26 protein-coding genes and 2 pseudogenes are annotated in these 24,371 nt (G+C 67.9%); 9 read left to right on the top strand and 19 right to left on the bottom strand.

What is annotated here, in order from left to right; translation table 11 throughout:
* Positions 1 to 285: 285 nt before the first annotated feature.
* From ACIBX3_RS59270 to ACIBX3_RS59260, 3 genes are all read right to left on the bottom strand, one after another.
* Positions 286 to 576: a hypothetical protein gene (locus ACIBX3_RS59270; RefSeq protein WP_397129664.1), complete on the bottom strand. Its 291-nt coding sequence runs from the start codon at positions 574 to 576 to the stop codon at positions 286 to 288.
* Positions 577 to 751: 175 nt separating this feature from the next.
* On the bottom strand, positions 752 to 931 hold the full coding sequence (locus ACIBX3_RS59265; RefSeq protein ID WP_397129663.1) for a hypothetical protein: 180 nt from the start codon (positions 929 to 931) through the stop codon (positions 752 to 754).
* Positions 932 to 1,014: 83 nt separating this feature from the next.
* Complete coding sequence (locus tag ACIBX3_RS59260) at positions 1,015 to 1,560, bottom strand: TetR-like C-terminal domain-containing protein (RefSeq protein ID WP_206061204.1); 546 nt, start codon at positions 1,558 to 1,560, stop codon at positions 1,015 to 1,017.
* 96 nt (positions 1,561 to 1,656) lie between these two features.
* Here ACIBX3_RS59260 and ACIBX3_RS59255 point away from each other — a divergent pair, with 96 nt between their 5' ends.
* Positions 1,657 to 2,985, top strand: coding sequence for an alpha/beta hydrolase (locus tag ACIBX3_RS59255; protein ID WP_397129662.1), 1,329 nt, complete (start codon positions 1,657 to 1,659; stop codon positions 2,983 to 2,985).
* A gap of 25 nt (positions 2,986 to 3,010) precedes the next feature.
* Here ACIBX3_RS59255 and ACIBX3_RS59250 read toward each other — a convergent pair whose 3' ends face one another.
* From ACIBX3_RS59250 to ACIBX3_RS59235, 4 genes are all read right to left on the bottom strand, one after another.
* Positions 3,011 to 4,078 (bottom strand): Tn3 family transposase, encoded by a 1,068-nt coding sequence (locus ACIBX3_RS59250; RefSeq protein WP_397129661.1) that lies wholly within the window; start codon positions 4,076 to 4,078, stop codon positions 3,011 to 3,013.
* A 135-nt stretch (positions 4,079 to 4,213) separates the two neighbouring features.
* Positions 4,214 to 4,990, bottom strand: a complete 777-nt coding sequence (locus tag ACIBX3_RS59245) for a maleylpyruvate isomerase family mycothiol-dependent enzyme (protein ID WP_397129660.1) — start codon at positions 4,988 to 4,990, stop codon at positions 4,214 to 4,216.
* A 574-nt stretch (positions 4,991 to 5,564) separates the two neighbouring features.
* A complete protein-coding gene (locus tag ACIBX3_RS59240; RefSeq protein WP_397129659.1) occupies positions 5,565 to 5,708 on the bottom strand; it encodes a hypothetical protein in 144 nt (47 codons plus the stop codon).
* Between the two features lie 68 nt (positions 5,709 to 5,776).
* The gene (locus ACIBX3_RS59235; protein ID WP_397129658.1) at positions 5,777 to 6,331 is read right to left on the bottom strand and encodes a dihydrofolate reductase family protein; all 555 of its coding nucleotides are present in this window, start codon (positions 6,329 to 6,331) and stop codon (positions 5,777 to 5,779) included.
* Positions 6,332 to 6,460: 129 nt separating this feature from the next.
* On the opposite strand from ACIBX3_RS59235, the gene ACIBX3_RS59230 reads away from it, so the two are divergent.
* From ACIBX3_RS59230 to ACIBX3_RS59215, 4 genes and pseudogenes are all read left to right on the top strand, one after another.
* Entirely contained in the window at positions 6,461 to 7,210 is a 750-nt protein-coding gene (locus tag ACIBX3_RS59230) for an NADPH-dependent FMN reductase (protein WP_397129657.1), read from the top strand.
* Positions 7,156 to 8,436: pseudogene (locus tag ACIBX3_RS59225) on the top strand (DHA2 family efflux MFS transporter permease subunit); the annotation flags it as partial. The gene ACIBX3_RS59230 and the pseudogene ACIBX3_RS59225, both read left to right, overlap by 55 nt.
* A gap of 238 nt (positions 8,437 to 8,674) precedes the next feature.
* On the top strand, positions 8,675 to 9,022 hold the full coding sequence (locus tag ACIBX3_RS59220; protein ID WP_397129667.1) for a MerR family DNA-binding transcriptional regulator: 348 nt from the start codon (positions 8,675 to 8,677) through the stop codon (positions 9,020 to 9,022).
* 218 nt (positions 9,023 to 9,240) lie between these two features.
* The gene (locus ACIBX3_RS59215; RefSeq protein WP_397129656.1) at positions 9,241 to 9,990 is read left to right on the top strand and encodes an SDR family oxidoreductase; all 750 of its coding nucleotides are present in this window, start codon (positions 9,241 to 9,243) and stop codon (positions 9,988 to 9,990) included.
* A gap of 542 nt (positions 9,991 to 10,532) precedes the next feature.
* Here the strand turns inward: ACIBX3_RS59215 and ACIBX3_RS59210 are convergent.
* From ACIBX3_RS59210 to ACIBX3_RS59195, 4 genes are all read right to left on the bottom strand, one after another.
* Positions 10,533 to 11,273, bottom strand: a complete 741-nt coding sequence (locus tag ACIBX3_RS59210) for a GntR family transcriptional regulator (protein ID WP_397129666.1) — start codon at positions 11,271 to 11,273, stop codon at positions 10,533 to 10,535.
* Between the two features lie 250 nt (positions 11,274 to 11,523).
* Entirely contained in the window at positions 11,524 to 11,700 is a 177-nt protein-coding gene (locus ACIBX3_RS59205; RefSeq protein ID WP_397129655.1) for a hypothetical protein, read from the bottom strand.
* A 260-nt stretch (positions 11,701 to 11,960) separates the two neighbouring features.
* Positions 11,961 to 12,917: an intradiol ring-cleavage dioxygenase gene (locus ACIBX3_RS59200; RefSeq protein ID WP_397129654.1), complete on the bottom strand. Its 957-nt coding sequence runs from the start codon at positions 12,915 to 12,917 to the stop codon at positions 11,961 to 11,963.
* A 2-nt stretch (positions 12,918 to 12,919) separates the two neighbouring features.
* The gene (locus ACIBX3_RS59195; protein ID WP_397129653.1) at positions 12,920 to 14,065 is read right to left on the bottom strand and encodes a maleylacetate reductase; all 1,146 of its coding nucleotides are present in this window, start codon (positions 14,063 to 14,065) and stop codon (positions 12,920 to 12,922) included.
* Between the two features lie 41 nt (positions 14,066 to 14,106).
* On the opposite strand from ACIBX3_RS59195, the gene ACIBX3_RS59190 reads away from it, so the two are divergent.
* The 3 genes and pseudogenes from ACIBX3_RS59190 to ACIBX3_RS59180 all read left to right on the top strand — a co-directional run bounded on the left by ACIBX3_RS59190 (position 14,107) and on the right by ACIBX3_RS59180 (position 16,182).
* Complete coding sequence (locus tag ACIBX3_RS59190) at positions 14,107 to 14,727, top strand: helix-turn-helix domain-containing protein (protein ID WP_397129665.1); 621 nt, start codon at positions 14,107 to 14,109, stop codon at positions 14,725 to 14,727.
* Positions 14,628 to 14,864, top strand: a pseudogene (locus ACIBX3_RS59185) (IclR family transcriptional regulator C-terminal domain-containing protein); the annotation flags it as partial. The gene ACIBX3_RS59190 and the pseudogene ACIBX3_RS59185, both read left to right, overlap by 100 nt.
* 397 nt (positions 14,865 to 15,261) lie before the next feature.
* A complete protein-coding gene (locus ACIBX3_RS59180) occupies positions 15,262 to 16,182 on the top strand; it encodes a cyclase family protein (protein ID WP_397129652.1) in 921 nt (306 codons plus the stop codon).
* A gap of 472 nt (positions 16,183 to 16,654) precedes the next feature.
* On the opposite strand, the gene tnpA is transcribed toward ACIBX3_RS59180, so the two are convergent.
* Positions 16,655 to 17,071, bottom strand: a complete 417-nt coding sequence (tnpA, locus tag ACIBX3_RS59175; RefSeq protein ID WP_397129651.1) for an IS200/IS605 family transposase — start codon at positions 17,069 to 17,071, stop codon at positions 16,655 to 16,657.
* Between the two features lie 22 nt (positions 17,072 to 17,093).
* Here tnpA and ACIBX3_RS59170 point away from each other — a divergent pair, with 22 nt between their 5' ends.
* Positions 17,094 to 18,056 carry an RNA-guided endonuclease InsQ/TnpB family protein gene (locus ACIBX3_RS59170; RefSeq protein ID WP_397129650.1) on the top strand — a complete coding sequence of 321 codons (963 nt, stop codon included), beginning with the start codon at positions 17,094 to 17,096 and terminating at the stop codon, positions 18,054 to 18,056.
* 226 nt (positions 18,057 to 18,282) lie between these two features.
* Here ACIBX3_RS59170 and ACIBX3_RS59165 read toward each other — a convergent pair whose 3' ends face one another.
* The 7 genes from ACIBX3_RS59165 to ACIBX3_RS59135 all read right to left on the bottom strand — a co-directional run bounded on the left by ACIBX3_RS59165 (position 18,283) and on the right by ACIBX3_RS59135 (position 24,337).
* A complete protein-coding gene (locus ACIBX3_RS59165) occupies positions 18,283 to 18,609 on the bottom strand; it encodes an antibiotic biosynthesis monooxygenase family protein (protein WP_397129649.1) in 327 nt (108 codons plus the stop codon).
* A gap of 24 nt (positions 18,610 to 18,633) precedes the next feature.
* On the bottom strand, positions 18,634 to 20,799 hold the full coding sequence (locus ACIBX3_RS59160) for a molybdopterin-dependent oxidoreductase (protein ID WP_397129648.1): 2,166 nt from the start codon (positions 20,797 to 20,799) through the stop codon (positions 18,634 to 18,636).
* Positions 20,796 to 21,800 carry a toluene monooxygenase gene (locus ACIBX3_RS59155; RefSeq protein WP_397129647.1) on the bottom strand — a complete coding sequence of 335 codons (1,005 nt, stop codon included), beginning with the start codon at positions 21,798 to 21,800 and terminating at the stop codon, positions 20,796 to 20,798. The genes ACIBX3_RS59160 and ACIBX3_RS59155 overlap by 4 nt, the downstream gene beginning before the upstream one ends.
* The gene (locus ACIBX3_RS59150) at positions 21,797 to 22,177 is read right to left on the bottom strand and encodes an MmoB/DmpM family protein (protein WP_397129646.1); all 381 of its coding nucleotides are present in this window, start codon (positions 22,175 to 22,177) and stop codon (positions 21,797 to 21,799) included. The genes ACIBX3_RS59155 and ACIBX3_RS59150 overlap by 4 nt, the downstream gene beginning before the upstream one ends.
* 9 nt (positions 22,178 to 22,186) lie before the next feature.
* Complete coding sequence (locus ACIBX3_RS59145) at positions 22,187 to 22,507, bottom strand: Rieske 2Fe-2S domain-containing protein (protein WP_397129645.1); 321 nt, start codon at positions 22,505 to 22,507, stop codon at positions 22,187 to 22,189.
* Between the two features lie 77 nt (positions 22,508 to 22,584).
* Positions 22,585 to 22,860 carry a toluene-4-monooxygenase system B family protein gene (locus ACIBX3_RS59140; protein WP_397129644.1) on the bottom strand — a complete coding sequence of 92 codons (276 nt, stop codon included), beginning with the start codon at positions 22,858 to 22,860 and terminating at the stop codon, positions 22,585 to 22,587.
* The gene (locus ACIBX3_RS59135) at positions 22,853 to 24,337 is read right to left on the bottom strand and encodes a YHS domain-containing protein (RefSeq protein WP_397129643.1); all 1,485 of its coding nucleotides are present in this window, start codon (positions 24,335 to 24,337) and stop codon (positions 22,853 to 22,855) included. The genes ACIBX3_RS59140 and ACIBX3_RS59135 overlap by 8 nt, the downstream gene beginning before the upstream one ends.
* Positions 24,338 to 24,371: the final 34 nt, after the last annotated feature.

The raw sequence follows: 24,371 nt of genomic DNA, 5'->3' as shown, positions 1-24,371 counted from the left end.
CTCTCTGATTCCTTGTCACCGAACTCTCCGGCGACAGGTCAACGTTCGCACCGGCATCTTGAAGACCTCCTGAAAGCACTTGAAGACCTCCTGTAGGCACTTGTGAACGTCTTGAAGTGAATTGATCACCACATCACGCGCTCATCCACAGCCGCGCACCGCAGACCTTGCGGAGGATGAGGGGCATGACGAGCATCCGAACGAAAAGTCCCATTAGCAGGGCAGCGTTGAGCGGCTTGCCGTGACTTTCCGTTCAAATGCGTCTCGCCGAAGGGTTTTCGCAGGTCATGACGGATGCGGTCGGGTGGCCTGAACGGCTGTGACGCGGGCGGCGTACACGCGGTGCGCCTTGCGCTCGGTCGGGCCGGCATCGGCGAGGGCAGCGCTCAGCTCCAGCGCGGCGCGGTGGAGTGCGAGCAGGGCCGTGATGCGGACCGAGTAGCCGTGGCCGCGGCGGATGCTGACGCTGGAGTTCGACCTCACCCGGGACAGCCGGTCCGCGGCGCGGGTGAGGCCGAGTTCGCAGGTGCGGTTGAGCGAGGCGTGCCCGGCGAAGTCCCCGGCTCTGACGGACATGGCTTCGGCGCGGGTGGCGGAGGCGGGTCAGCTCGGGGTGGAGCAGGCCGCGGTCACCGGCGAAGGCACAGCACTGCCAGCCCTCCGGCACCACCACGTGCTCGGCGACGGCCCGGGCGATGTCCCTGCTCCAAGCCGACGGACGCCGCTGACATCGCCCGTTTCGAAACCAAGATCAGAAGCGAGCTGTATCGGTATCGAAACGTACGCTCACGCCTCCAAGCTTGGCCTCGTGCGGCGCCTCATCCTCGCCTGCGGGAATGCGCTTGTCGCAGGAAACGGTTCCGTTGCGGGTCTCCGTGGGGCCGAAGGTTTGGCCGCGTCTCGCGGCAAAAACCTCATAGGCGAGCGCCATGAGGCGTCCCCGCCGGACGACGTCCGCGTAGCCCCGTCAGGCGGGGACAGCCTGAGAGCGCTGCGTAGGCTGACGCTGCGAAGTCAGGCCGCCCAGCCGCGCAGCGCGGCGGGGATCGTCGAGCGGAACGTGGTCTCGGCCGTGGCGGTGTCGAGGGCCCCGGCCAGTTCGAGAGTCACCAGACCGTGCAGGGTCACCCAGAGGGAGAGCGCGATGGAGGTCGCGTCACCCGAGAGCGCGGAGGCCGACCGAGCGCGGTCTATCGCCTCGATGAGCGGCCTGACGGGATCTGCGGCACCCATGTCGCCGGACGGGTCGAAGCTCTGCACGCCGCCGAACAACACCGTGTAGAGGTGGCGGTGCTCGCGCCCCCATCGCCGGTACGCGACCGCAAGCGCATAGAGGTCGGCGAGGGGGTCATCGGAGGTCGGTACCGCCGACAGGTCCTGGGACAGGCCGGCGACCGCCCTGTCGCGTACTTCGGCGATCAGTCCGTCCTTGCCGTCGAACAGCGAGTAGACCGCGGCGGTCGCGGTCCCGGCGGCGGCGGCCAGGGCGCGGATAGTGATCGACTCCCGTGGACGGGTGGCGAACATCTCGGTCGCGGAGTCGATGAGGCGGTCTTTCACGGTGTCGTCGTTTGTTCTCGGCCTTCCCACGACGACCAGCCTAGCGGAGGTGGTAGCGTATCCAAACATCGTTTTGAAACAGCGTTTGGAAAATATATGTCTCTCCCCGTTCCTTTCCGCCTCATCGGCCGCCTGATCCTGGCCCTGCTCGCCGTCGTGGGGCTGGCCGGGCTGTTCCTCGTCCTCATCGTTCTGACGGACGGCGCGCGCTTCGGGCTCGCCGCCTGGCTGACCGCCCTCGGCGCCGGAATCATCGCCGCACTGTGGCGCGGCCGCGGTCATACCTGGCGGGGCCGGCTATGGCCCTTCGCGCCGGTGATCGCCGCCGCGGTACTCACGGCGTCGGTCTGCGTCCCCACCGTCCCCACGACCCGGCAGTATCCGCCCGACCTGCCCTTCGTCGCGACGAAACACTGGAGCCTGAGCACGGGAAGCCGGGTCGCGGTCTACCACTATCCCCCCGCCGCCGGCGCCCCCCGCCGTCCCACGCCGCTCGTGTACCTCCACGGAGGGCCCGTCCGCTCCATCTCCGTGCTCGACCACCGATTCCTGCGACTCCTGGCCGGACAGGGCTACGACGTGCACGCCTACGAGCACCCCGGCGGCGGGCGGAGCGACCTGCTGCCCATGGAGCAGTACACGATCTCCAGGTCGGTACGCGACCTCGCCGCCTTCATCGATCGCCTGGACAAGGGTCCGGCCGATGTCCTCGGATTCTCCGCGGGCGCGATCGTGCTCACCCGTGCCCTGGCCACCCCGGACACCGCCGCCCGCGTGCACCGGGCGATCATCGCCGAGCCCGGCCCCATGGACGGCCCCACCGCGCTGATCAGCGGGCAACAGGGGCGACCGTCCGCGCGAGGCCTCACGCCGGCCCCGACCGGAGCGCAGGCGACGCGCGTCCCCCGGTACGCCGTTGCGCTCGGCCTCATCCAACTCGGGCTCCTGCCGCCCGACACCGGCCTGATCACGCAGGCCGAAGGCGTCAACGCCTTCAAGGCCGCCGATCTCGGCAGCGACACCGCCTCCGCCTACTGCGCGCGGGACGCCGGCCGCATCCCTACCGAGGACACCCCGGAGAACTTCTCCTTCAACGCCGCCGCGAGCCTCCGCATCATGCAGACGATCAAAGACTCGCCCTCCATCGCCCCCGAACTGAGCCGCTCCCGGACCCCCACGATGCTGATGATCGCCGAATGCTCCTCACAGATGCGCCAATGGCAGACCACCATCCTCGCCGCCGACCCCGACATCGAGCGAACCCAATACATGCCCGGTGTCGGACACCGCATCTGGAACGGCCTTGACGACAACAACGAGCGTGCCGCCGCCGTCATCACAGCGTTCCTTCAGGGCGAGCCGTCGCCCCTGCGGAACTACCCGACCCGCGCCGACATCTCCGCCTTCCTCCGCGACCACAGGTGAGGTTCGCAGCGGGCCGACCTGGGCCTCAGGGCCGCCACCGATCGTGAAGCCACGCCGGGTCGCCCGCCTCTGGAGCCTTCGCAGCGCTGCCGACCGGTAGCCGCTTGGCCACATCCAGCCGTACCTCGCCGTAGGGCTGGACGTGCTGCCAGAACAGCGGAGTCAGCCCTCGCCGGTCGGCGGGTTTGAGCAGGGTGGCCCATTCGGGATCCGCCAGGACGTCCTGCAGCATCAAGGTGTTGATATACACGAACGCGGCCTGGAGGATGCGCAGGCACAACACGCTCATCTCCAGCTCCTCGCGCCGGTTGGTGGCGATGTCGCCGCCCTTGCCGTAGAAGATGACGCTGTTGGCGCGTTTGGAGGACTCCACCACGTTGAGTCCTTCCTGGATCTCCCGCAGCCTGAGGTAGCGGGCGACGAAGATGGTCTTCTGCGCACGGCCGACCTCCAGCATGGCCTGGTAGGTCGGGTGGGAGGCGGACTCGGTGAACCGGCGCAAGATCGCCTCGGTGGAGGCGGTGCCCTGTTTGATCGCGGTCGCGTACTTGATCATCTGGTCGTAGTTCTGCTCGATCAGGTCCCAGCGGATCGGCCGGGTCATCGCCGGCGTCAGCCGCGGGTACAGGTCGCTATCGCCGCTCTCGACCCGGTACAGCTTGACCTTGTTGATCTGTTTGATGCGCGGCAGCAGGTCAAAGCCCAGGAGCCGGGTCACGCCGAACCCGATTTCGGTCTGGCCGTGGGAGTCGACATAGTTGCCCTCGACCTTCATGGTGGTGCCGTGCCGGACCACGCCCTCGATCATGGCGTGCACTTCCGAGGCGGAGGCGCGCAGGATCTGGGAGTGCACGACCATGGACCCGCGCTCGATGTGCCAGTAGATGAGGATGCCGCGGCCACCGTACCGGGAGTGCCACTCGGTGAAGATGTTCTGATGGTAGGCGCGCACGTGCGTGGAGTTGTTGCTCTTGAACTCCAGCGTGTCCAGCAGCGCGATCAGGCCGCGCCGGTAGTGGTTGGCGTAGGAGGCGCGCAGCGTGGTCTGCACCGTGGTGCGGTAGGCCGGGCCCTTGGTCTTGAACTCGTGCACCAGATCCCGCAGCGTCTGCTCGCCGCCGCTGACAGGAGAACATCCTGTTCAAGGTCGCCGACGCAGCGCTGGGCCAGCCCGACGATTCGGTCCGCCAGGTCATCTTCCCGGCTCGCGAGGTTGATCCAGCGTGGGTCAGTCGGCGACCCAGTCCATGTGTTCGATCCAGTGGTCGAGCAGCGCCCGATCCCCCTGCAATTCCAGCGTAGGAGCCGCATCCAGTGGGCGACGCCTGCTGATCACGAGCAGGAGCTCGGCGGCTGGGCCGCGTACCACGACGTCCGCCTTGGTGTGCGTGCGCTCCAGCACGACCATGTCCGGTTCCCGGCGTGCCACCCACTCCCCAGGCGCGTCGGTTGCGTGGAAATGCAGAGTCTGACCGCCCCCGCGCATCGCATCGGCGAAGCCCGGCCTGTTCTCCCAATAACCGCGGGAAGCCATGTTGTCCAGCCAGTCCTCGACGGCCGCAACGGCAAGCTCCGGCGCCAACTCGTACCGCATGCCGAGCGCCGCAGCCGCGTCCGCGCGATGCACGCAAACCTCGCCGAACAGCCGACGTGACCAGAACGGCACGCCTGCGGCGGCGCCCGACGGATCCCACACCGGCGTGTCATCGGCGACCGATGCGAACGCCTGTCTCGCCTCGGCCGCGCCGTCGTTCAGCCAGGCGCGCCACTGGCCCGAATCGGTCGGACCCGGAACCTCGCGGGCGAATGCACTGCTCGGCTCGGTCATCTGCTCACCCACGAGCATTGCCACCATACGCTGTGTCGCGCCGACATGGCTGACAAGATCGGCCAGCGTCCACTCCGGAGTCGTCGGCACCGGGGCCGCCGCATCCCCGCCGTGCACCCAATCGGCGAACGTGCTCGTCTGCTCGACAACGGCCTTCAAATACGCGGATGTGTCCATCGCTGCACCTCCAAGTGCTTTGTGATCTACCCGAAGTTCGCGGGCCAGGTCACTCAATGCCGACCGCCAGTCGGTGTCGATGATCAGGGCTACCCGTGGTATCCGCACCTCGGGGGTTGGGTTGTTGTGATGGGTGGGTCAGGTCGTCTTGCTCTGGCCTCCGTCGATGATGTCGGCGGCGCCGTTGATGTCGCGGGCTGTGCCGGCGGCTTTGAGGTCGGGGTGATCGTGCGGGACACTCCGGCGACCTGGGCTCCCTGGGCGATGACAGCGGTGGCGACGGCGAGCACGCTTCCTTGGCGTGCTCCGGTGACCAGCAGGGTTTTCCGGTGAGGGGCATGACGACCTCCATCTGTAATCATCGTTCTAGAATGCGGGCAAAGGGGGAACCGCGGGCTGTCTCACAGGGCCGACAGTGTCGCGTCCACCACCTCCACCAGGCGCATTCGATCGGTGGCGGCCTTGTCCAGCACTCGTAACCCGTAGACGGCGTTCAGGACGAACCGCGCCAGAGCGCTCGCGCTCCGCTCGCGGGTGATCTCACCCTCGCGTTGTCCACGCTCCAGGGCCGCCGTCAGGGCATTTTCGACCCGGGCGAAGATACGCCGGACAAGACGGTGACCGCCTTGTCCTTGCCGGCGAGTTCGATCGCGGCGTTCACCGCCAGGCATCCCCGTCGCCGGGGATCGCCCAGTTCGGCTTCGATCACCCCGAGCATCAACTGCTGGATGTGCTCCTTGACAGCGACGGAGATCGTGTCAGGGCCGGCCCTTCGGCCAGGCCGGATCAGCCAGTCGCGGGCCGGTAGCGCAGCCACACGACGCCCGACCGGTACGGGGTCGCGGCCACCAGTTGAAGGCGGATGGGGCCGACGCCGTCGAAGATGCGCGGGCCCGTCGCCCACAGCATGGGATGGACCCGGAGCCAGAACTCGTCGACCAGTCCCTGGCGGGCGAGAGCATGGGCGAGCTCTCCGGCGCCGGAGACGATCAACCTGCCGCTGTGCGCGTTCTTCAGCTCCGCCACCGCCTGGTCGAGTTCACCTTTGATGAGGGTGGCGTTCCATTCCAGCGGCTCCGTCAGCGTGCGCGACGCGACGTATTTCGGCATGGCGTTGATCCGGCCGGCGAAGCGCCCGAGCGCGGGGTCCTCCGTCAGGTGAGGCCAGACGGCCGCCAGGCCTTCGTAGGTCTTGCGGCCGAGGACCATCGCGTCGGCCAGGATGAGCTGCTCCAGTCCGGCGTCCGAGCTGTCGGTGTCGAGCACCAGCCAGTCCTCGTGCGAGGGCGACTCGAACACGCCGTTGGCGGCGATGTCGTTGTGGACGATGAGCTGTCCCATCGGGGGTTCTCCAATCTCCGTTCGTGGAGGGGAGCGGGTTGAAGGCGCCCGCGAACGACGGCGGGAACGCCTCAATGAGCCGGACCGGCCGTGCTCATGTGCCTCTCCCCTCTCGCAGGGGTGGGTGCTATGAACGTTAGGAGTGGAGGCGACTGGGCCGCATCGGTCGAACGACTGGCGATGAATTGTCTACGCACCGAGCAGCAACGCCAGCCGGGTGCGCTCGGGCAGCGCGCGGCTCTGGTTATCGATCGATTTGAGTTCGCCTGTAGGCGAACTTCTAGCGTCGATGCCATGACGCAAAAAAACCTGAACGGGCAGCTCCGGATCGCCGTGGTGATCGGCAGCGTGCGCAAGCCCAGGCTGGCTGATCCTCTCGCCGCGTGGCTAGAGCGCGAGCTCACCGCGATGGACTGGCTAGATCGCGACATGATCGACCTGGCCACGGTCTCGCTGCCGATGCACGAGATGCAGCCGGGTGGAGCGGCCGCGTCCCCCATCGGGGACCGGCTCGCGAATGCCGACGGATTCGTGTTCCTCACCCCGGAGTACAACCACAGCTTCCCGGCGCCGGTTAAGAACGCAATTGACTGGCACTTCACCGAGTGGGCGTACAAGCCGGTCTCGTTCGTCGGATACGGCGCCTCCGGCGGCATCCGGGCCGTGGAGCAGTTGCGGACGGTCTTCCCCGAACTGCGGGCCACCACGGTCCGCGAGTCGGTGCTGATATCGATGGCGTGGGAGCACCTTGATGCCGACGGCCGTTTCGTTCCTCCGCCGGGTACGGCGCAGGCGCTGCACGCGATGATGAACGAGTTGCGTACATGGGCGCGTGCGCTGCGCTCCCTCCCGATCACAGATCTGGCCGGTCGAAGGTGAACAAGCTGACGGGACCGGAACTGCGCGCCGCGATCGTGCTGGCGTCCGGCGGATTGATGGCGGTGCTGGACGCTACGATCGTCGCGGTGGCGCTGCCGCAACTGATGGCGGCGTTTGGCACGTCGCTGACCTCCGTCCAATGGATCATCACCGCGTACACGCTTGCGATGGTCGCGACCATGCCGCTCGCCGCCGGTCTCGCCGCACGCTGGGGCGCCCGTCGCGTGTACCTGGTGGCGCTGGCCGGTTTCGCGGTCGCCTCCGCCGTCGCCGGCGCGGCCGGCGGCTTGGGCTGGCTGATCGCCGCGCGAGCGGCGCAGGGCCTCGCCGGTGGCCTGATGACACCCCTGGGGATGACGATCGGGTTCGGCGCGGTCGCGCCCGAACGCCGTGGCCGGATGATGGCGGTCACCGGCCTGCCGATGCTGATCGGACTGATCCTGGGCCCGGTACTCGGCGCGGTGCTCCTGGGCACCGGGTCGTGGCGGGCGCTGTTCTTCATCACCGTGCCGCTGGCTCTGCTGGGAGCTGCGGGCACGCTGACCTGGCTACCGGTTGACACCGCACACCGACAGCGGGTCCGGCTTGACCTGGCCGGAGCGATGCTGCTGGTTCCAGGCATCGTCGTGGTGGCCTACGGCATCAGCGCCCAAGACAGCCCTGGCTGGGCACGGATCGCCACGGCTGCCATCGGCGCGGTGCTGGTCGCCATGTTCTCTGCCCGAGCGCTGATCCACCCTGAACCGCTGCTGCGGATCCGTCTGCTCGGCCATCCGACGTTCGGCCGGGGCGCCGCGGTGCTCGCCCTGTACACGGCCCCCTACTTCGGCTCAGCCCTGTTGATGCCCGCCTACGTGCAGACATTGCGCTTCGACAGCACCTCTGTCACGGCCGCGTTGATGGTTCCCGGTGCGGTCGGCATGGGCCTCAGCCTGCAGGTCGCCGCCCGGCTCCTGGAACGGCTCGGCCCTCGGCTGGTCGTCGGCACCGGGCTCGGCCTCGCGATCTCCTCCGGCCTCGTCCAGGTGGTCATCCTCCGGCCGGACACCCCCTACCTGATGCTCGGCCTGTTCGGATTCCTCCAGGGAGCGGGCACCGGCGCGACCATGATGCCGACGATGTCCAGTTCCAGCCGCGATCTCCACGGCCCCGACCTGGCCTCCGGCTCCGCACTGTTGTCGCTGATCAATACGATCGCCAACGGCATGGGCACCGTGGCGGTCAGCGCGCTGTTCACGGTGCTGATCGCCGCGATGACCGGCGGCGCATCGCTCGCGACTCTGACCGGCCCGGGCACGGCGGACAGAGCCGCTCTAGCGGTCACCATCACCGATGCCCTGCGGTTGACCCAGGTGGCGGCCCTCATCGTGATGTCGGTCGCCTTGGTCGTGCGTTTGCGCCTTCCACGGCGGCCTCGGCGATACTGGACCCGCGAGATTCATCTGCGAAGGCGGGAGGTGTGCCATGACCACCGCCGACCACCCCGGCCCCGAGGCGAGCCATGCCTTGCTCACGGTCGGGCAGGTGGCCAGGGCCGCCGGGGTGACGGCCAACGCCGTCCGCTTCTACGAGCGCTACGGCGTGATCACCGGTCACCGCAACAGCGGCAACGCCCGCCGCTTCACCGTGGACGCGATCTGCCGGATCAACTCGCCCTCGCCGCGCAGCGCGTGGGAATCACCCTCAAGGAGAGCGCCGACATCCTCGCCGGCATCCCGCCCCTGTCCCGCGATCTCGACCAGTGGGTCGGAGCGAGTGAAGAACTCGTCCGGATCGGCCGCGCCCGCGTCGATCAGCTCCAGGCGACCGTGAACGAACTGGCCACCCTGGGCTTCCTTCAGGACACCTCGACAGGCCGGCCTCGGGCTTGATCACCGCTCGGGCGTCGAGCAGCGCGCCACTCGCCGTGGTCGAGAGCCCCCCTGGCGCACCGGGCTGAACACGCGCCCACAACGCGCATGACCAGGTCCGCACACCGCCGGCAAGACCTCCGCCTCCTTCATCTCCACCTCACACAGCAGGAAGACATCATGCACACGCTCCATGGCAAGACCGCCCTCGTCACGGGCGCGAGCAGGGGAATCGGCCGGGCCATCGCCCAGCGCCTGGCCGTTGACGGCGCCCGGGTCGCCGTACACTACGGCGCCAACGAGCAGGCCGCCAAGGAAACCGTCGCCGCGATCGAGGCGGCAGGCGGCCAGGCCTTCGCCCTGCAGGCCGAGCTGGGCACGCCCGGCGACGCCGAACACCTGTGGGCCGCCTTCGACGCACGCGCCGACAAGCTGGACATCCTGGTCAACAACGCCGGCATCCTCAACGACGAGCCCGGCATCGAGCATGTCACCAGACAACAGTTCGAGCGGATCTTCGCGATCAACGCCACCGCGCCGTTCTTCATCACCCAGCTCGCACTGCCCCGGCTGCGCGACGGCGGCCGGATCATCAACATCTCCACGATGCTGACTCGCGGCTCGGCCATGCCGCAGTCCATCAGCTACGCCATGTCCAAAGGCGCGCTCGACGTGCTCACCTCGACGCTCGCCAAGCAACTCGGCCAACGCGCGATCACCGTCAATACGGTGGCGCCCGGCGTCATCGACACCGACATGCACCAGGGCAGACTCGTTGGGGACGCGCTGGCCTGGCTGTCGTCCCTGTCTCCCATGGGCCGCGTGGGGACCCCCGAGGACGTAGCCGACGCGGTGGCCTTCCTGGCCTCCGACGACAGCCGCTGGGTGACCGGCCACTGGCTGGATGCCTCAGGAGGAACCCTGCTCTAACGGTTCCGTACTGAACATCCGAGCTCACGGCGTGCCGCAAGGCCGTGTGGCCACGACTACCCGCACATGCGCGGTTTCCCGCGCCGGCGCGGGAAAGCACACTGGCCTGGCACGCCGACCGGGCGCAGGTTCGCGCTCGACCAACCTCCAGCGTCTTCGGTTCTCTGTGTTTACATCAGTAAAACGGACATCAGCGTAGCCTCGTCGCATGCCGGCCAAGGCCGGGAAGCGATCCGGTGGAAGCCGATGCCGCGTCCGTCCGGCGGCCCCGGGCGGACCGTGGCTGAGAACCGCGTTATCGGGGCCTGACTCCGCATTCCTGGATGGGGTGCGGCTCTTGGGCCACCGCCCCGCCGGACGCTGTCTGCTGGTGCGGACACCAGCGGGGGCGGGGACTGGGCGCCAGTCAGGCACCGGGCCGTGACTGAACATTATCGACCGATTACCTTCCGTCGCAACCGATCGCCCCAGAGAACGAACCACAGCTCTACGGGCAACCACAGGTTCGCATAGCGAGCGCCGGCAACAGTTCATACCCTCGACTACGGCGACGCGGACGCGTTCCTTGCGGCGGATCTACTGGCGGAAGGCGTCACCACCCGAGACTGACCACTGTTGACGACCCCTAGCGCTGTCCGGGTAGCCGCAGGTTCATACTCCGGGGCGACGTCGGCCATCACGCTCAGAGCCGTGCGCGCAAGGTGCCGGGCGATCACGCGTGCGGATTCGGCAGGATCGCCCGCGCGCAGGGCCTCCAGCAGCGCTTCGTGCTCTTGGTGCGCGCGGGCGTCTGAGCCGGGTGCGCCCAGCTCGGCCAGCCGGATGTAGCGTTCGCTGTGTTCGGCCAGCGACGCGAGCATGCGCTCCAGTTGCGTCCCCACAGCCCGGGTCGCGATGCGGTGGAAGTCCTTGTGCGCGGCGTACCATTCGTCCGGCTTGTTGTTGCCCACCAGTTCCTGCATGCGCTGAAGGGATTCGCTCATGCGCTCAAGGTCTTCGGACGTGAGCGACTTGGCCGTCACGCTGATGGCAAGCGTTTCAAGCATGATACGAGCCCCGTACACACCGTCCAGGTCTTCGGGGTCCACCGCCTTCACCCGCGCCCGCTGGTCCGGCCTCGCGTCGATGAGCCCTTCTTCCTGAAGGAGCCGGAAAGCCTCGCGCATGGGCGTGCGGCTGACGCCCAGTTTCCGGGCCATCTCGGTCTGGAGCAGCACCGACCCCGGAGGCAGCTCGCCGTTGAGGATCATGGCTCGCAGCCGTCCATGAACATCGAGGACCATTCGGCGGCCGACTGCGGCACTTGCGGAGGTCCAGCCCGGCTGCTGGGGTGAGGCTGCCGGGTCACTCGCGTCTTCTGCCGGCCCCTGCTCGTCCGGGGACTCGCTAATGCTCACGCAGGCAGTCTAACCAAGGTGTATGCAATGAGCGACGCAGAACAGCGTGGTTCCAGCAAGGGACCCCCGACAGTGCCGTCGGCTACGTCTACGCCAGCTTGGAAATGGATCCACTCTCGCAGCTGGAGCGAACTCCTCACCGGTATCCGTGGAAGCCATGACGGAGGGTCCAGCGGGGCAGCTGATCCCGGTCCAGCAGCGCCCACCGCCCTGTTCGCTTCGCGGCCGAGAGCAACGCCACCAGGTCGTCGGACCACCCGGCGAACTCGGAGCGTCGTTCGCATTCCCCGCCGAGTTCCTGGGAGAACAGCACGCGGCCGTCCGCCCAACGCCGGAACTCCCACCCGGCCTCCAACGGCGGCGCGCGTTCGCGCGGAGACGGTCCAGCCGGCCGAGGCTGCGCAGCAGTCGCACGGCGTTCGGGGACACGACGAGACCCGCACCGACCTCGGTCAGGGCAGGCGCCTGCTCCTACACGGTCACTTCGATCCCGGCCGATGCAGGAACGCCGCGGTGGCGAGACCGCCGATTCCGCCGCCCACCACGGCCACGCGCGGGTAACCAGGGTGTCGCTTACCCACACTGTCCATTCACGGACTCCTGTCGGCCGAAGGGATTCCTGGCGCGGTGCGCGGGGGCGAGGACGATGTCGAAGCGGACACTGGCCCAGGAACGGTTCGCGAGATCGCGTCCGTCGGGCGTGGGGGTGCCCGCAGGATGTTGCACGAAGTCGTAGATGAGCGAGTCCTTGACGCCGAACACGGCGTCGCGGGTGAGGAGTTCGTCGCCGCGGACGAAGATGTGGGTGATCAAGGTTCGCTTGCCGTCGGCTCTGACGTCGAAGTGCAGGTGCGAGGCGCGCATGGGGGAACGACCCGCGGCGGCCAGCAGCGCGCCGACGGGACCGTCGTGCGGAATCGGGTACGGGGTGGGAGTGATCCCCCAGAACCGGTAGCCGCCCATCTCGTCGGTGAACAGATGACCGCGCGCCGCAGTGCGGTCGTCGTCGTACTGCACGTCGTAGAAACCGTCCTCGTCGGCCTCCCACACCTCGATGCGCGCCCCTGGCACCGGTCTCCCGTCGGTGCCGGTGACCGTGCCCTCGACCCAGCACGGCTGTCCGGCGGCGCCGAAGGAGATGTCCCCGCCCAGCGGGATCCCGGGTGAGCCCTCGACGAAGAACGGGCCGAGCACCGTCGCCTCGGTCGCGTTCGCGTACACCTCGTTGTTGATCGCGATGGTCTGCATGGACGCCCCGAGCACATCCGAAAGCAGGATGAACTCCTGCCGCTTGTCGTCGGTGATGTGCCCGGCCGCGGTGAGGAACTCGATGGCGGCCTTCCACTCCTCCTCGGTCAGGCGCACTTCGCGCAGGAACGCGTGCAGGTGCCGGGTCAGCGCCTGCATCAACTGCTTGAGCCGCGCGTCCTGCGCGTGGTCGAACGAGGCCACGACCTGCTCCACCAGGGCCTGCTCGCGCGTCTGCTGTTCATCGGCCGCCCGCACCATGCCGGTGCCCTGCTCGCTCATGGTCATGTCTCCTCGTCGTCGGTCATCGTCCGCGGGTCCGTGCCCTGCCAGGCCGAACGCAGCAGCCGCCGTAGATCGCCGGCCGTGACCGGCCGCGGGTTGCCGTCCGGCATCGCGTCCAGGATCGGCTGCACGGCGCCCTCGACATCGGCCTCGTTCAACCCGTAGTCCCGCAGAGCCTTCGGCGCGTCCACGGCATGTCGGAGCCGCTGCAGACCCTCGATCGCCGAACCGGCGCCGAACGCGGCCGCGATCCGCCGTTCGGCCTCCGGGGCCGCCGGCGCGTTGAACGCCAGCACGTACGGCAACACCACCGCGTGGGTCTGGGCGTGCGGCAGGTCGTACGCGCCGCCCAGCACATGGCAGATCTTGTGGTGCAGCCCGGAACCCGCCGACGAGAACGCCACCGCCGACAGGTACGTCCCGTACAACATCTGCTCGCGACCCGGCAGGCCGGACGGGTCGGCCACCACCGCCGGCAATCCGGTCGCCAACGCGCGGATCCCCTCCTCCGCCAGGGCCCGGTCAATCGGGTCAGCGCGGGGTCCCCACATCGAATCCACGCAGTGCGCCAGCGCGTTCAGCCCCGATGCGACACTCATCGGCACCGGCAAGGACACCGTCAGTGTCGCGTCGTACACGACCGAGCGTGGCAGGACCCGCGCGTCCACCCCGGTCGTCTTGCGCCCTTTCTCGGTCAAGCCCCACACACTGGTGGCCTCCGAGCCCGCGTACGTGGTGGGGACGGCCACGATCGGCACCCCGCTGGTCAGCGCAATCGCCTTCGCCAGGCCTGTGGTGGAACCACCACCGACGCTGACCACGCAGTCCACCGCGTGTCCAGTCGCGGCGGCGCGTGCCCGTTCGGCCACCCCGACGGGAACGTGCATCGCCACATCACTCCACCGGAGCACGACCCGCAGGCCGGCGGTGACCTTCTCCGCCGGCTCCGCCTCGGCGGCTGCCGCGATCACCATCACCCGCGAGGCGCTCACCCGTTCCACCTCGGCCCGCACCATCGCCGCAGCCTCGCCCGAGGCGAAACGCACCCGCTGGGGCAGGCTCTCGTGCTCGAAGCGGACCCTCTCCTTCCTCTGCGACTCGGCGTCATGGCCGTCGCCGGCCCCCGACGTGCCGATCATGTGCATCGCGGATTCCTTTCAGCTGTAGTGGGCCGGTGGCGACGTCGATGCCGGGTGGCGACTGCGCGCCCCGCTTGCCGAGCGTGGGCGGCATCTCGGAGAGCTTCTCGCCGAACCTGTCCGGTCCATGCTTCTGGAGCCTGAGGAGACCTTCCGGGATCAGACGCACGTGGGTCAGCATGATGTCCGATGAATGGACACTTTCTCGTGGGCCGCACGGTGATGTCCCGGGCCCTGGCGATCTTGGCGTGTTCACGCCTGAACGCCCGCAGCTGACACTCGCCCAGATCGGCCGCCTCACCGGTCTCCGCCACGCCACCGCCCACCGGCTGGTCGGCGAACTGACGGCCTGGGGAGCGCTGGAACGCGTCGCGGGCGGCGCCTACGTCATCGGCCTGCGCCTGTGGGAACTGGGTGCGCTCAACCCCGAGGCCTGCCGCTGCGCGTCCACGCCATGCCCATCATGGAAGACCTGCACGCGGCCACGCAGCAGCACGTGCAACTGGCTGTCCTCGACGGCACCGACGCCCTCGTCATCGAACGGATCTCCACGGCGGGAGCGGTCCCAGTGGTGTCCCAGGTGGGCGGACGGCTGCCCCTGCACGCGTCCGCCGTCGGCAAGGTGCTGCTGGCCCACGCCGACGAGGACGTTTTCACCAAGGTCGTAGGCGACGGCTTGACGGGCTACACGCGCGAGACCGTCACCGACCCGGCAGAACTGCGTCTTGCGCTGGCCGAATGCCGGCGGACCGGCGTCGCCGCGGTGCGTGAGGAGATGAGCCCCGGCGCCTGTTCGGTGGCTGCCCGAATCACCGATTCGAAAAATCGCGTGGTCGCAGCCCTGTCCGTGGTCGGCGCCGACGCACATAAGCCGCAATCTACTCAAATCAAATGCCCTCTCAAGGCCGCGTCGCACGCCGAGTGGATGGTGGAGCACACCCGCGAGACCACTGACCAGGCGAAACGTCAAACTGAGCAGCGTGAGGCGTACCGCGCGATGCTTCTTACATCCACGTCGCTCAACTCATGCACCACCTCCGTGGACGCAAACCGGCCCGCTGATCTAGTACCATGCCAGCTCAGCGGATCTTGGCATGTCAAAGGAGAGGGCGGGATACCCTGCCTCCGGTGCCTCGAACCGCGTGACCGGAGGAGCCGATGCTGGGATGACGGCAGGGCGGCCGATGCCCACACAGGACGACGTGCTCGGGTACTTCAACACGCTGTCGAACTGGGGACGGTGGGGCGACGACGACGAACTCGGCACTCTGAACCACATCACCGACGACGTCCGGCTGGCGGCGGCGCGGGCCGTGCGCCACGGCAGGAGCGTGTCGTGCGCATGGGAGGTCGCCGTACCGAAAGACATGGAGCGGTCGACGACGACGTGCCCGTGCGCCGCCGACATGCCGGGTGCCGAGGACATGCCGGTGCCCGGATTCCGCAACGACCGGCGCTGGGGCTTTTCGTCTGAGCGACTCGGCATCACGTTCCACGGCAACACCCTCACCCACGTCGACTCGCCGTGCCACATCTTCTGGGACGGCACGATGTACAACGGGCGGTCGCACTCGTTGGTCGACGCCGCAACGGGATCGGCGTGGGCGGCCGTCACGGCGGCGGCGAACGGGATCATCACGCGTGGTGTCCTGCTGGACATTGCGAGGGTCCGCGATGTGCCGTGGTTGGAACCGGGGCAGGGTGTGTTTCCCGACGATCTCGAGGAGGCCGAGCGTCGCCAGGGTGTGCGGGTGCGATCCGGCGATGCGGTACTCCTGCGGACCGGCTATGGCCGCGTCCGGCACGAGTCCGGTGAGGCCAGCGGTTTCACGCAGGCCGGCTGGCACGCGTCCTGCCTGCCGTGGCTGCATGAACGGGAGGTCGCGCTGATCGGCGCTGACACCCCCCAGGACGTTCAGCCGTCGGGGTACGCAGACGTGTTGATGCCGGTTCACGCCGTGAGCCTCGTCGCGATGGGTCTGTGGATGCTCGACAACTGCGACCTGGAGGTGTGCGCGACGACGGCTGCCGAACTCGGCCAGTGGGACTTCCACCTCGCAGTCGCGCCGGTCCGCTTCGCCGGTACGTCCGGCAGCCCGGTCAACCCGATCGCCACATTCTGACCGCGGTTCACGAGGGGGTGCGACGCCATGAAGAACCCGGCCCGCACCTGGAACGCGATCATGGTCGGTGGGACACGCCGTGCTGGTCGGGAACCAGGCGGCGGAGGAGGCGGAGACCGCAGCCGCCCTGCCGATCTGAGCCCGGCCACGGCCCTGGTACCGGCCGTGCGGGAAGGCAGCGCGTTCTCACCCGTGTGGCAGCCCGAGCCCGATGCCGTGCAGGCCTGGGCCAAGCAGCAAGTGCCGTTGCTGGAGGCGCTGAAGGAGATCCAGAAGCACACCGTCAGGCGGGTCGTGGTGCCGCGCCTGGAGCCAGCCCGGCACGGGACCTGGGCGAGTTGCTGCTGCTCGGCCGCCTGCTACCAGATTCGTCGGCAGTGCTCCGGCGTTCACGCCGGGGTGAAGCCGATCAGCCCGCGTAGCGGGGCAGGAATAGCCGATTCGCCGCCAGGCGAATCGGCGTCCACCGAGTTCAGATGGGCCGGTTCTGCTGTTCGATGTACTGGCGTAGGACACTGATCGGAGCGCCGCCCACCGACCCGGCGAAGTAGGAACCCGACCACAGCTTGTTCGCCCGATAGTAGTGGCGGGCGAGTTCGGGGAACTCCTGACGCATCCGCCGTGATGACACTCCTTTGAGGCTGTTGACCAGCTTGGAGAGGGCGATCTTGGGTGGGAAGCCGACCAGCAGGCGGACGTGGTTGTACTCGCCGTTGAACTCGGTCAGCTGGGTTTCGAAGCCGGCGCACACGGATCTCATGATCTCTTCCATGCGGGTCAGGTGGGTGCCGGTGAAGACGCGGTGCCGGAACTTTGTCACGAAAACCAAATGGGCGTGGAGGAGGAAAACGCAGTGTCTGCCGGTCCTGATTCCGCTGTATTCGTCCATAAGCCAACTGTAGGATGCGGTCGTGCAGCTTCGTTACTCCTTCCGGCTGGACCCGACCCCGATGCAGCGGATCGCGCTGGCGCGGGCGTTCGGGTGCGCGCGGGTGGTGTTCAACGACGCGCTCGCGGCACGTCGTCAAGCGCACGCGGACGGCCTGCCGTTCATCAGTGACGGGGACCTGTCCAAGCACGTCATCACCGAGGCCAAGCAGCGCCCGGATCGGGTGTGGCTTTGCGAGGTGTCGGCGGTCGTGCTCCAGCAGGCCCTGGCTGACGCCTGCATGGCCTACCGCAACTTCTTCGCCAGTCTCAGTGGGAAGAGGAAGGGGCCGAAGATCGCCGCGCCTCGGTTCCGGTCCCGCCGGGACCAGCGGCAGGCGATCCGGTTCACCAGGAACGCCCGGTTCAAGGTGGGGGAGAAACTGACCTTGCCGAAGATCGGCGACATCGCGGTGCGCTGGTCGCAGAGCCGTAAGCAGAAGGGATCATCCAACCGGGCCAAGACCCGGACCAAGGTCGCCCGCCAGCACGTGAAGGTCGCCGACGCACGGCGCGAGTTCCACCACCAGGAATCCACCCGGATAGTTGGCGAAAACCAAGCGATCTTCGTGGAAGACCTGGCGGTCAACGGACTGGCCCGCACCCGGCTGGCCAAGAGCGTCCACGACGCGGGCTGGTCGGCGTTCATCGCCATGCTGGAGTACAAAGCGAAACTGTACGGGCGGACGTTCGCCAGGATCGACCGGTTCTTCCCCTCCTCCAAGCTCTGCTCAGGCTGCGGGACACTCGCCGAGCAGATGCCGCCGGCGGTTCGCAAGTGGGACTGCTCGTGCGGGGCCCACCACGACCGGGACGTCAACGCCGCGATCAACATCCTCGCCGCTGGACGGGCGGAGAGACGAAACGCCTGTGGAGGCCAGGTAAGACCATCGCTCGCGGTGGCACAGGCCGATGAAGCAGGAAGCCGTGGAAGTGCCGCCGCATGAACGGCGCGGCACAGGCCAGAATCCTCGGCGTTTAGCCGGGGAGCGCGTCAAGAGGCGAGACCGTCGAGATCACCTGGACTCAGGTGGAGATGACCCGGATCGGCCGCCCGGGTGGCGGACGTGGTGGCCTGCACGGAGACGGGCCCGCTGGTGCTGAGCGCGGGCCCGCCCGCCCTGCACGTGCTCGAGCGCCAGCAGCAGGGTGACGCCGTCGACGGTGGGCCGCTCAGGGGGACGCGGGCTCCATGACGCCGAAGCCTTCGACCGCGACCTCGAAGTTCTCGATGCGGGTGGGCGCGGCGTACAGGGGTGTGGTCAATTCCCGCCAGCGCTTGAGCCCTTCCGACTCCCGGAAGTCGACCAGATGGTTGTCGAGGGTCTCCCAATAAACGATCATGACGTAGTCGTTCGGTGACTCGATCGACCTCCTCAGCTGCATGCCACGGCAGCCTGTGGCCTCCTTGAAGATCGTCAGACCGTGTTCGGTGGCCACGGCGAGGAACTCCTCGGCGGCATCGCTCTTCAGCGTGATGCGGGCGATCTCCATGATCATGGCATGTCTCCGGTTTCCGATGGCTCAGTCCGCTGGGGTCACACGGCACAGCAGTGCCTTCAGTGGGCTCGATCCCAGGATGGGGTCGCAGTGGTCGAGGTCGTCGTCGATCAGGACGTTCGCGCAGGCGTCGAAGACGCCGTGATCGGGGCCAGGGGCCTCGGGCAGCCACCAGCCATGGGGCACGGAGACCACCCGCGGATGGGTCTTGGTGCCGCAGCTGACCTTCATGCGCAGCCGCCCGCTACCGGTCTCGACCCAGGCGTAGCCCTTGTGGGTCAAGCCGTAGTGTGCCGCGGTCTCCTCGTGGATCTCCAGTACGGGTTCACGCCGCAGCTTCCGCAGGGTCGGCAGTGGATGGCCGTTGGAGTTCCAGTACATGGGCAGGCGGACACCGGTGTTCAGGATGAGCGGATACCGCTCGTACAGCTCCGGGGTGGACACCGGGCTCAGCGCGGGCTCGACGTGACTGGGCAAGGGGTCATAGCCCCACTCTTCGAGGGTCGTCGACCAGAGTTCGAACTTGCCCGTAGGGGTGCCGAAGCCTTCAGTCTCGTACTTCTTGAAACGCAGCTGTTCGACGAGGTCGTCACGCGACTTCAGCTCGTCCCAGGTGATGCCCATCGGAGCGAGGGCCTCGTCGGCGAACTCCGAGACCGAGGGGAACTGGTCTTCCATGCCCAGTTCGTGCGCCAGGTCGATCAGGAAATCCCAGTCCGATCGCCGCTGGGCGACACGGGCCGCGGTACGGGTGGCGGCGTCCACCAGCGTCCCGTCCGGGCCCTTGATGTGCATGTACAGACGCGGGTCCTCGCGTTCGAGGTTGCTGGCGGCGGGGAGCACCACGTCGGCCAGTTCGGCCGTCGGCGTCATGAAGATCTCGCTCACCACCAGCAGCTCCAGCTTTCGCAGCGCCTCGGTGACGATCTTCGTGTTCGGGTAGCAGACCGCCGGGTTGTTGCCGATGACGAGCATGCCCTTCACCGGATACGGCTCGTCCGACAGGATGGCCCGGAAGACCGACGGTGGATGCGCGTAGACCGTGGGCCGGGTGTTCAGCGCCTTGAATCGGGCGGCCCCCAGCCGCTTGGCGGCCTGCTCGGGTGGCAGGAAATCCCACCTCTCGGTGTCGGCGAGGCGGGGGGCCGGCCAGTACACGTTGCCGCCCGGGACGTCGAGGTTACCGGTCAGTCCCATGAGCAGGTGGATGGCCCGGTTCGACTGGACCGCGTTGCGCCCCACGTGGTCGGAGCCAGTGCCCCAGGCGATGGTGGCCGGCTTGGTGCGCGCGTAGAGGCGGGCGGCCTCCCGGATCGCGTCGGCGTCGCACCAGGTGATGCCGGCGACCTTCTCCGGAGTGTACTGAGCGGCGCGCTGCCTGAGCTGGTCGAAACCATGGCACCAGGTGCCGACGAAATCGTGGTCGTAGAGATCTTCCTCGATGATGACGTTGATCCAGGCAAGCGCCATGGCGGCGTCGGTGCCCGGCCTGATGGGCAGCCAGATGTCACCCGCGCCCGCCGAGGACGGCCGGCGGGGATCGACGATGATGTTGACGGGGTTCTCCCGGAACGCGGCCGTCATCGGAGTGTGGCCGATCAGGCCGTGGTCGTTGCTGATGCGCTTCTGCGATCCCCACTCCACGACGCATCTGGGCTTGTGGTAGAGATCGGGGATCGCGACGGTGTCCCACGTCCTGCCGCTGAACGTGCCGCTCGAGGTGAGACTGCAGGCCGCCACCCGCGGGCCGTAGCAGTAGTAGTTGATGGAGGCGATGTTGGGCGTGCCGAACACGTTCGCGAAGCGGGTGATGATCTGGTTGTTGTTCATCGACACGCCGCGCGCGAAAACGATCGACTCCGCGCCGAAGTCGTCCCGGAGCTGACTCATCTTCCCGGCGATGAACGTGATCGCCTCGGGCCAGGAGACCTGCTTCCATTCACCGCCGCCTTTCGCGCCCACCCGGATCATGGGATGGTCGATGCGGCCTGTTCCGTAGATCTGCTCGACAGAGGCCTTGCCCGCCTTCACGCAGAGCTTTCCCAGGTTCACCGGGTGGTCTGGGTCGCCGACGACCTTTTCGACGACTCCGTCACGCACCGTGGCGATGGTCCCACAGCCGCCGTGGCACATCCGGCAGGTCGCCTTGATCTCCACAGCGGTCTGCTGCTCCGGCATGAGCTCGGTCATGGCGAGCTGCTCGCGATCCCGAGGCCGGCGCGGAAGAGCTGCGCCTCCGCCTTGGCCGCCGCCGCGAACCGGCCGCCGCCGGGGAGTCCGGCGAAGAACCCGTCGATCGCCCTGTCGCTGAGCGGCGTCCACTTGGCGGCCCACATCCCCAGGAGGTCGGCGTTGTGTGGATTGTCGGCTGTCGCCAGCTGGATCAGCGCGTGGGTCCACCGCTTGCTGCGCTCGCTGTCGATGCATTGGGCGTCGGCCAGCAGACCGGTCAGCGAGTCGCCCTGCTCGCGGCTGTAGACGCCGAAGTGGCGCAGGCAGGCGGCGTCGACGGCGGGTTTGACGATGACGTTGAGCGCGAAGACGGCCTCGCTGAAGTCCCAGGTGACCAGAGTCCGCTCGATCAGTTCCAGGAAGCCCCGCCACTGCGGCGAGGACTCCCAGGTGCGTCGCTCGTCGATGCCGAATCCGGCATCCGGATGATTCTCCCGCAGCTCGGCCGTGCGGTAGGCGATGCGGGACACCCAGCGCAGCTGGTCGCCGGCCTGGAACATCGCGCAGTTCGCGACCGTGCTGCTGGGTGCGAGCGCGACCAGGTAGTTGGAGGCCATTTGCATGCCGCCGACCAGGTAGCGGGCGGGGGTGTAGTGGGAGGCGAGCCGGCCGAGCCACTCGGCCGGAAGCCCGAAGTCGTGGTCGTTGCGCGAATGCTCGTCCAGCAGCCCGTCCACGTACGACTCCTGGCCGTCCTGGATGGTGTTGTACGTGCGGTAGACCAACTGGTCGGGGTCGCGGAAGGCGTTCCAGTCGACGTCGCGCAGGGCCGTTCGCTCGCGGTTGTCGACGTACCACCGCGACAGGGGCACCGTGGGGCTCATGGTGAAGGGGGCCTGGGGGTCGCGTCTGGTCCACAGCAGATCGGTCGAGACCACTTCGTACTCTGTCGGCCGCCGCTTGTTGACCGCCAGGTGGCTCCAGGTCCGTAGCGGCTTCATCGGCTGGTGCGTCGTCATCGGCTTTCTCCTGCTCGCGATGCCGGTTGCGGGCCGGCTGCGTCCTCAGCGTCCGCGGCGGCGTTCCCGGACCGTCTGGCGGGGTTCTTGAAGTACCAGCGCGCATGGTCCTCGGTCAGTTCGATCTTCCCTGAGTAACCCGCCATGATCAGCTCGATCTCCTGCATCCTGAACGGGTGTCCCAGCGCCCGCTCGGCCGTCTCGCGCCGCAGGATCAGGCCGCCGACCCCCTCGACCCTGATGTATCCGGAGTGGTCCTGCACCTTCAGTTCGACGTCGGGGTTGTCCTCCTGGAGGGCTTCGATGATCGCGTCGGCGGTGTCCCCGCTGCGCAGCAGCGGCCCGGCCGCCCTTCGTGGTTCGAGGCTGGTGCTCATGTCGGCGTCCTACGATCTGGCGCTGATCGGGACGACTCCGGTCACGGAGACGTAGACCCGTCCGTCGATCACCTTGGTCGGATAGATGGCGAGCTCCGCGTGGGAGGGGTTGATGCCGCAGCCGGTAACGGCGTTCATCTCCCACAGATGCATCGGGCAGGTGAGCTTGTCCCCCGACAGCTCCGCGTCGGCCAGCGAGAACTTCTGGTGCGGGCACTGCCCCTGCACCGCGGTGACGACGCCGTCGTCGGTGTGCACGAGGACGACCTTGACGCCCTCGACCACGGCCGGCCGGATCTCTCCGGCCCACAGGTCATCCAGATCGCACACCTCATGGAACGTCTCCCGTCCCACGGTGCTTGCAACGGTGCTTTCCACAGTGCTCGCTTTCCTGTCGGCCATGGCGCTCAGACCACCACGACGTCGACGCACTCGAAGTGCCGGAACCCCGCCTCAGCCACGGTGACCTCGCACGGCAGCGGCGCGGCGGAGTCGTCAGGCGTGGTCCGCCGGACCAGCAGCCTGGCGCCGGCTCCCGGGTCCCGCACCGTCCGGCCCAGTGTCAGCTCGGCGCAGGCGCGCGCCACCTGGTCCATCGTGTCGTCGATGCCGACGTCGACCACCCGCACGCACAGATCGCCGGGAAATCGGCCGAGCAGCGCCATGCGTCCCGCGTCACTCATCTGTCCCCGCTCCTTCCGCGCCGGCGTACTCCTTGGCCCAGGCCAGGTCGTGGGCGTCCCGGCCGCCGTGGCTCACCACCCCGATGCCCATGTACGCCAGCAGGTCCTGTGGCGCGACGGTGCCGTTGTAGAGGCGGTCGACCACGGTGTCGAAGCCGGCGTAGCGGTCCGGCTCCAGCTCGAAGATCCACTCGCAGACCGGTGAGCAGAAGTTGTAGCGGCGCCCCTGGTGCTCCAGCTGGCGTACGCGCGCGTCCGGACCGGCGATCGCGATCTGGCACATGCTGCACAGGGCCGGCATGCCGACGGCCGAGGTGAGGTCCTCCCGGCCGCTGTTGACGTTGTCGATGACGAGGTCCCAGTAGCGGCCGTAGGTGTCGTTCCAGCCGGGGTACTTCTCCTCCAGCCACGCCCGCTCCTTCCGGCCGAGGCCGCCCGTCGGGTTCCAGAAGATGGTGTTCCGCCACGACCAGAACACCATCTGAGCCGAGTGCGAGGCGGTGTCGATCTCCTTGACGAAGTGGTCCCAGTACCACGGCCGGTCGAGGCCGGCGTCCTGCAGCTGCTCAGTGAACTGCACGTTGACGAACTCGTGCATGTACTCCTTGAACGACTGGTCCCGCTTCTCCAGCGGGAACCAGTAGTCCATCGGGACGCCGGTCAGCAGGACGAAGGTCCGCCAGATGCGCCAGAACGCGACGTCGACGATCTGCTGGACGTCCCTCTTCTTGCCGTTGCGGACAAGGGTCTCGATGAGCGGCGTGGCGATCTGCGCGTGCCGCGACTCGTCCGACTGGATGCTCGTGATGAGGTTGGCGAAGGTGTAGTCGCCCATGTTCGCCGCGTCGGCGGCCAGGCCGATCATCTGCACATTCGTCAGGCCTGTCTCGAACGCGAAGTTCAGCATGATCGACGTGGTGACGGCGTCGCGGGTGAGCATCACGTCCTCGCCCGCGTGGTTGGCCGCCACGATGGACCAGTTGTCGGTCTGGTGGGCTCGGTGCGTCCAGTCGAACTGCCGGTCCAGGCCTATGAGCTGGTGGGGGAAGTTCAGCTGGATCTGCCCGTGCCTGCACTCGTCGAGGACGCCGAAGGTGGCCATGTTGCGCATGCCCGGCGCCTTGCCGAAGCGTGCCAGCCGGGCCATGGCGAAGGCGGTCTGGTACTCGTTGACCGCCATCATCCCGTAGTGCATCTTCAGCAGGCTCAGGTACGCCGGGTCGGCCGTCTCGTAGTATTTCGACCGTTGCAGTGCGGCCTTGACCGAGTAGGCCCCGGAGTCCTTCTCCCGCTGGATGCCGACGTACTCGCGGTAGGAGACCTTGTACGGCTCGTCGTAGGACTCCCACTCCTTCATGGGGAGCCCGAAACCGTCGCTCATCTCCGGAGGGAACAGCTCGTCCTCGGTGACGAACACGGGGGTCCAGTTGGTGTCTCGCGCCAGGTCGTACCACTGTCGGCGATCGAGCAGGCTCATGTGGCGTTCTCCGTTTCCGATGGTCGCGGCGGGG

It is taken from the genome of Nonomuraea sp. NPDC049480 (genome assembly GCF_044465905.1).
Classification (GTDB): Bacteria; Actinomycetota; Actinomycetes; order Streptosporangiales; family Streptosporangiaceae; genus Nonomuraea.
This window is presented reverse-complemented; position numbering and strand designations above follow the sequence as displayed.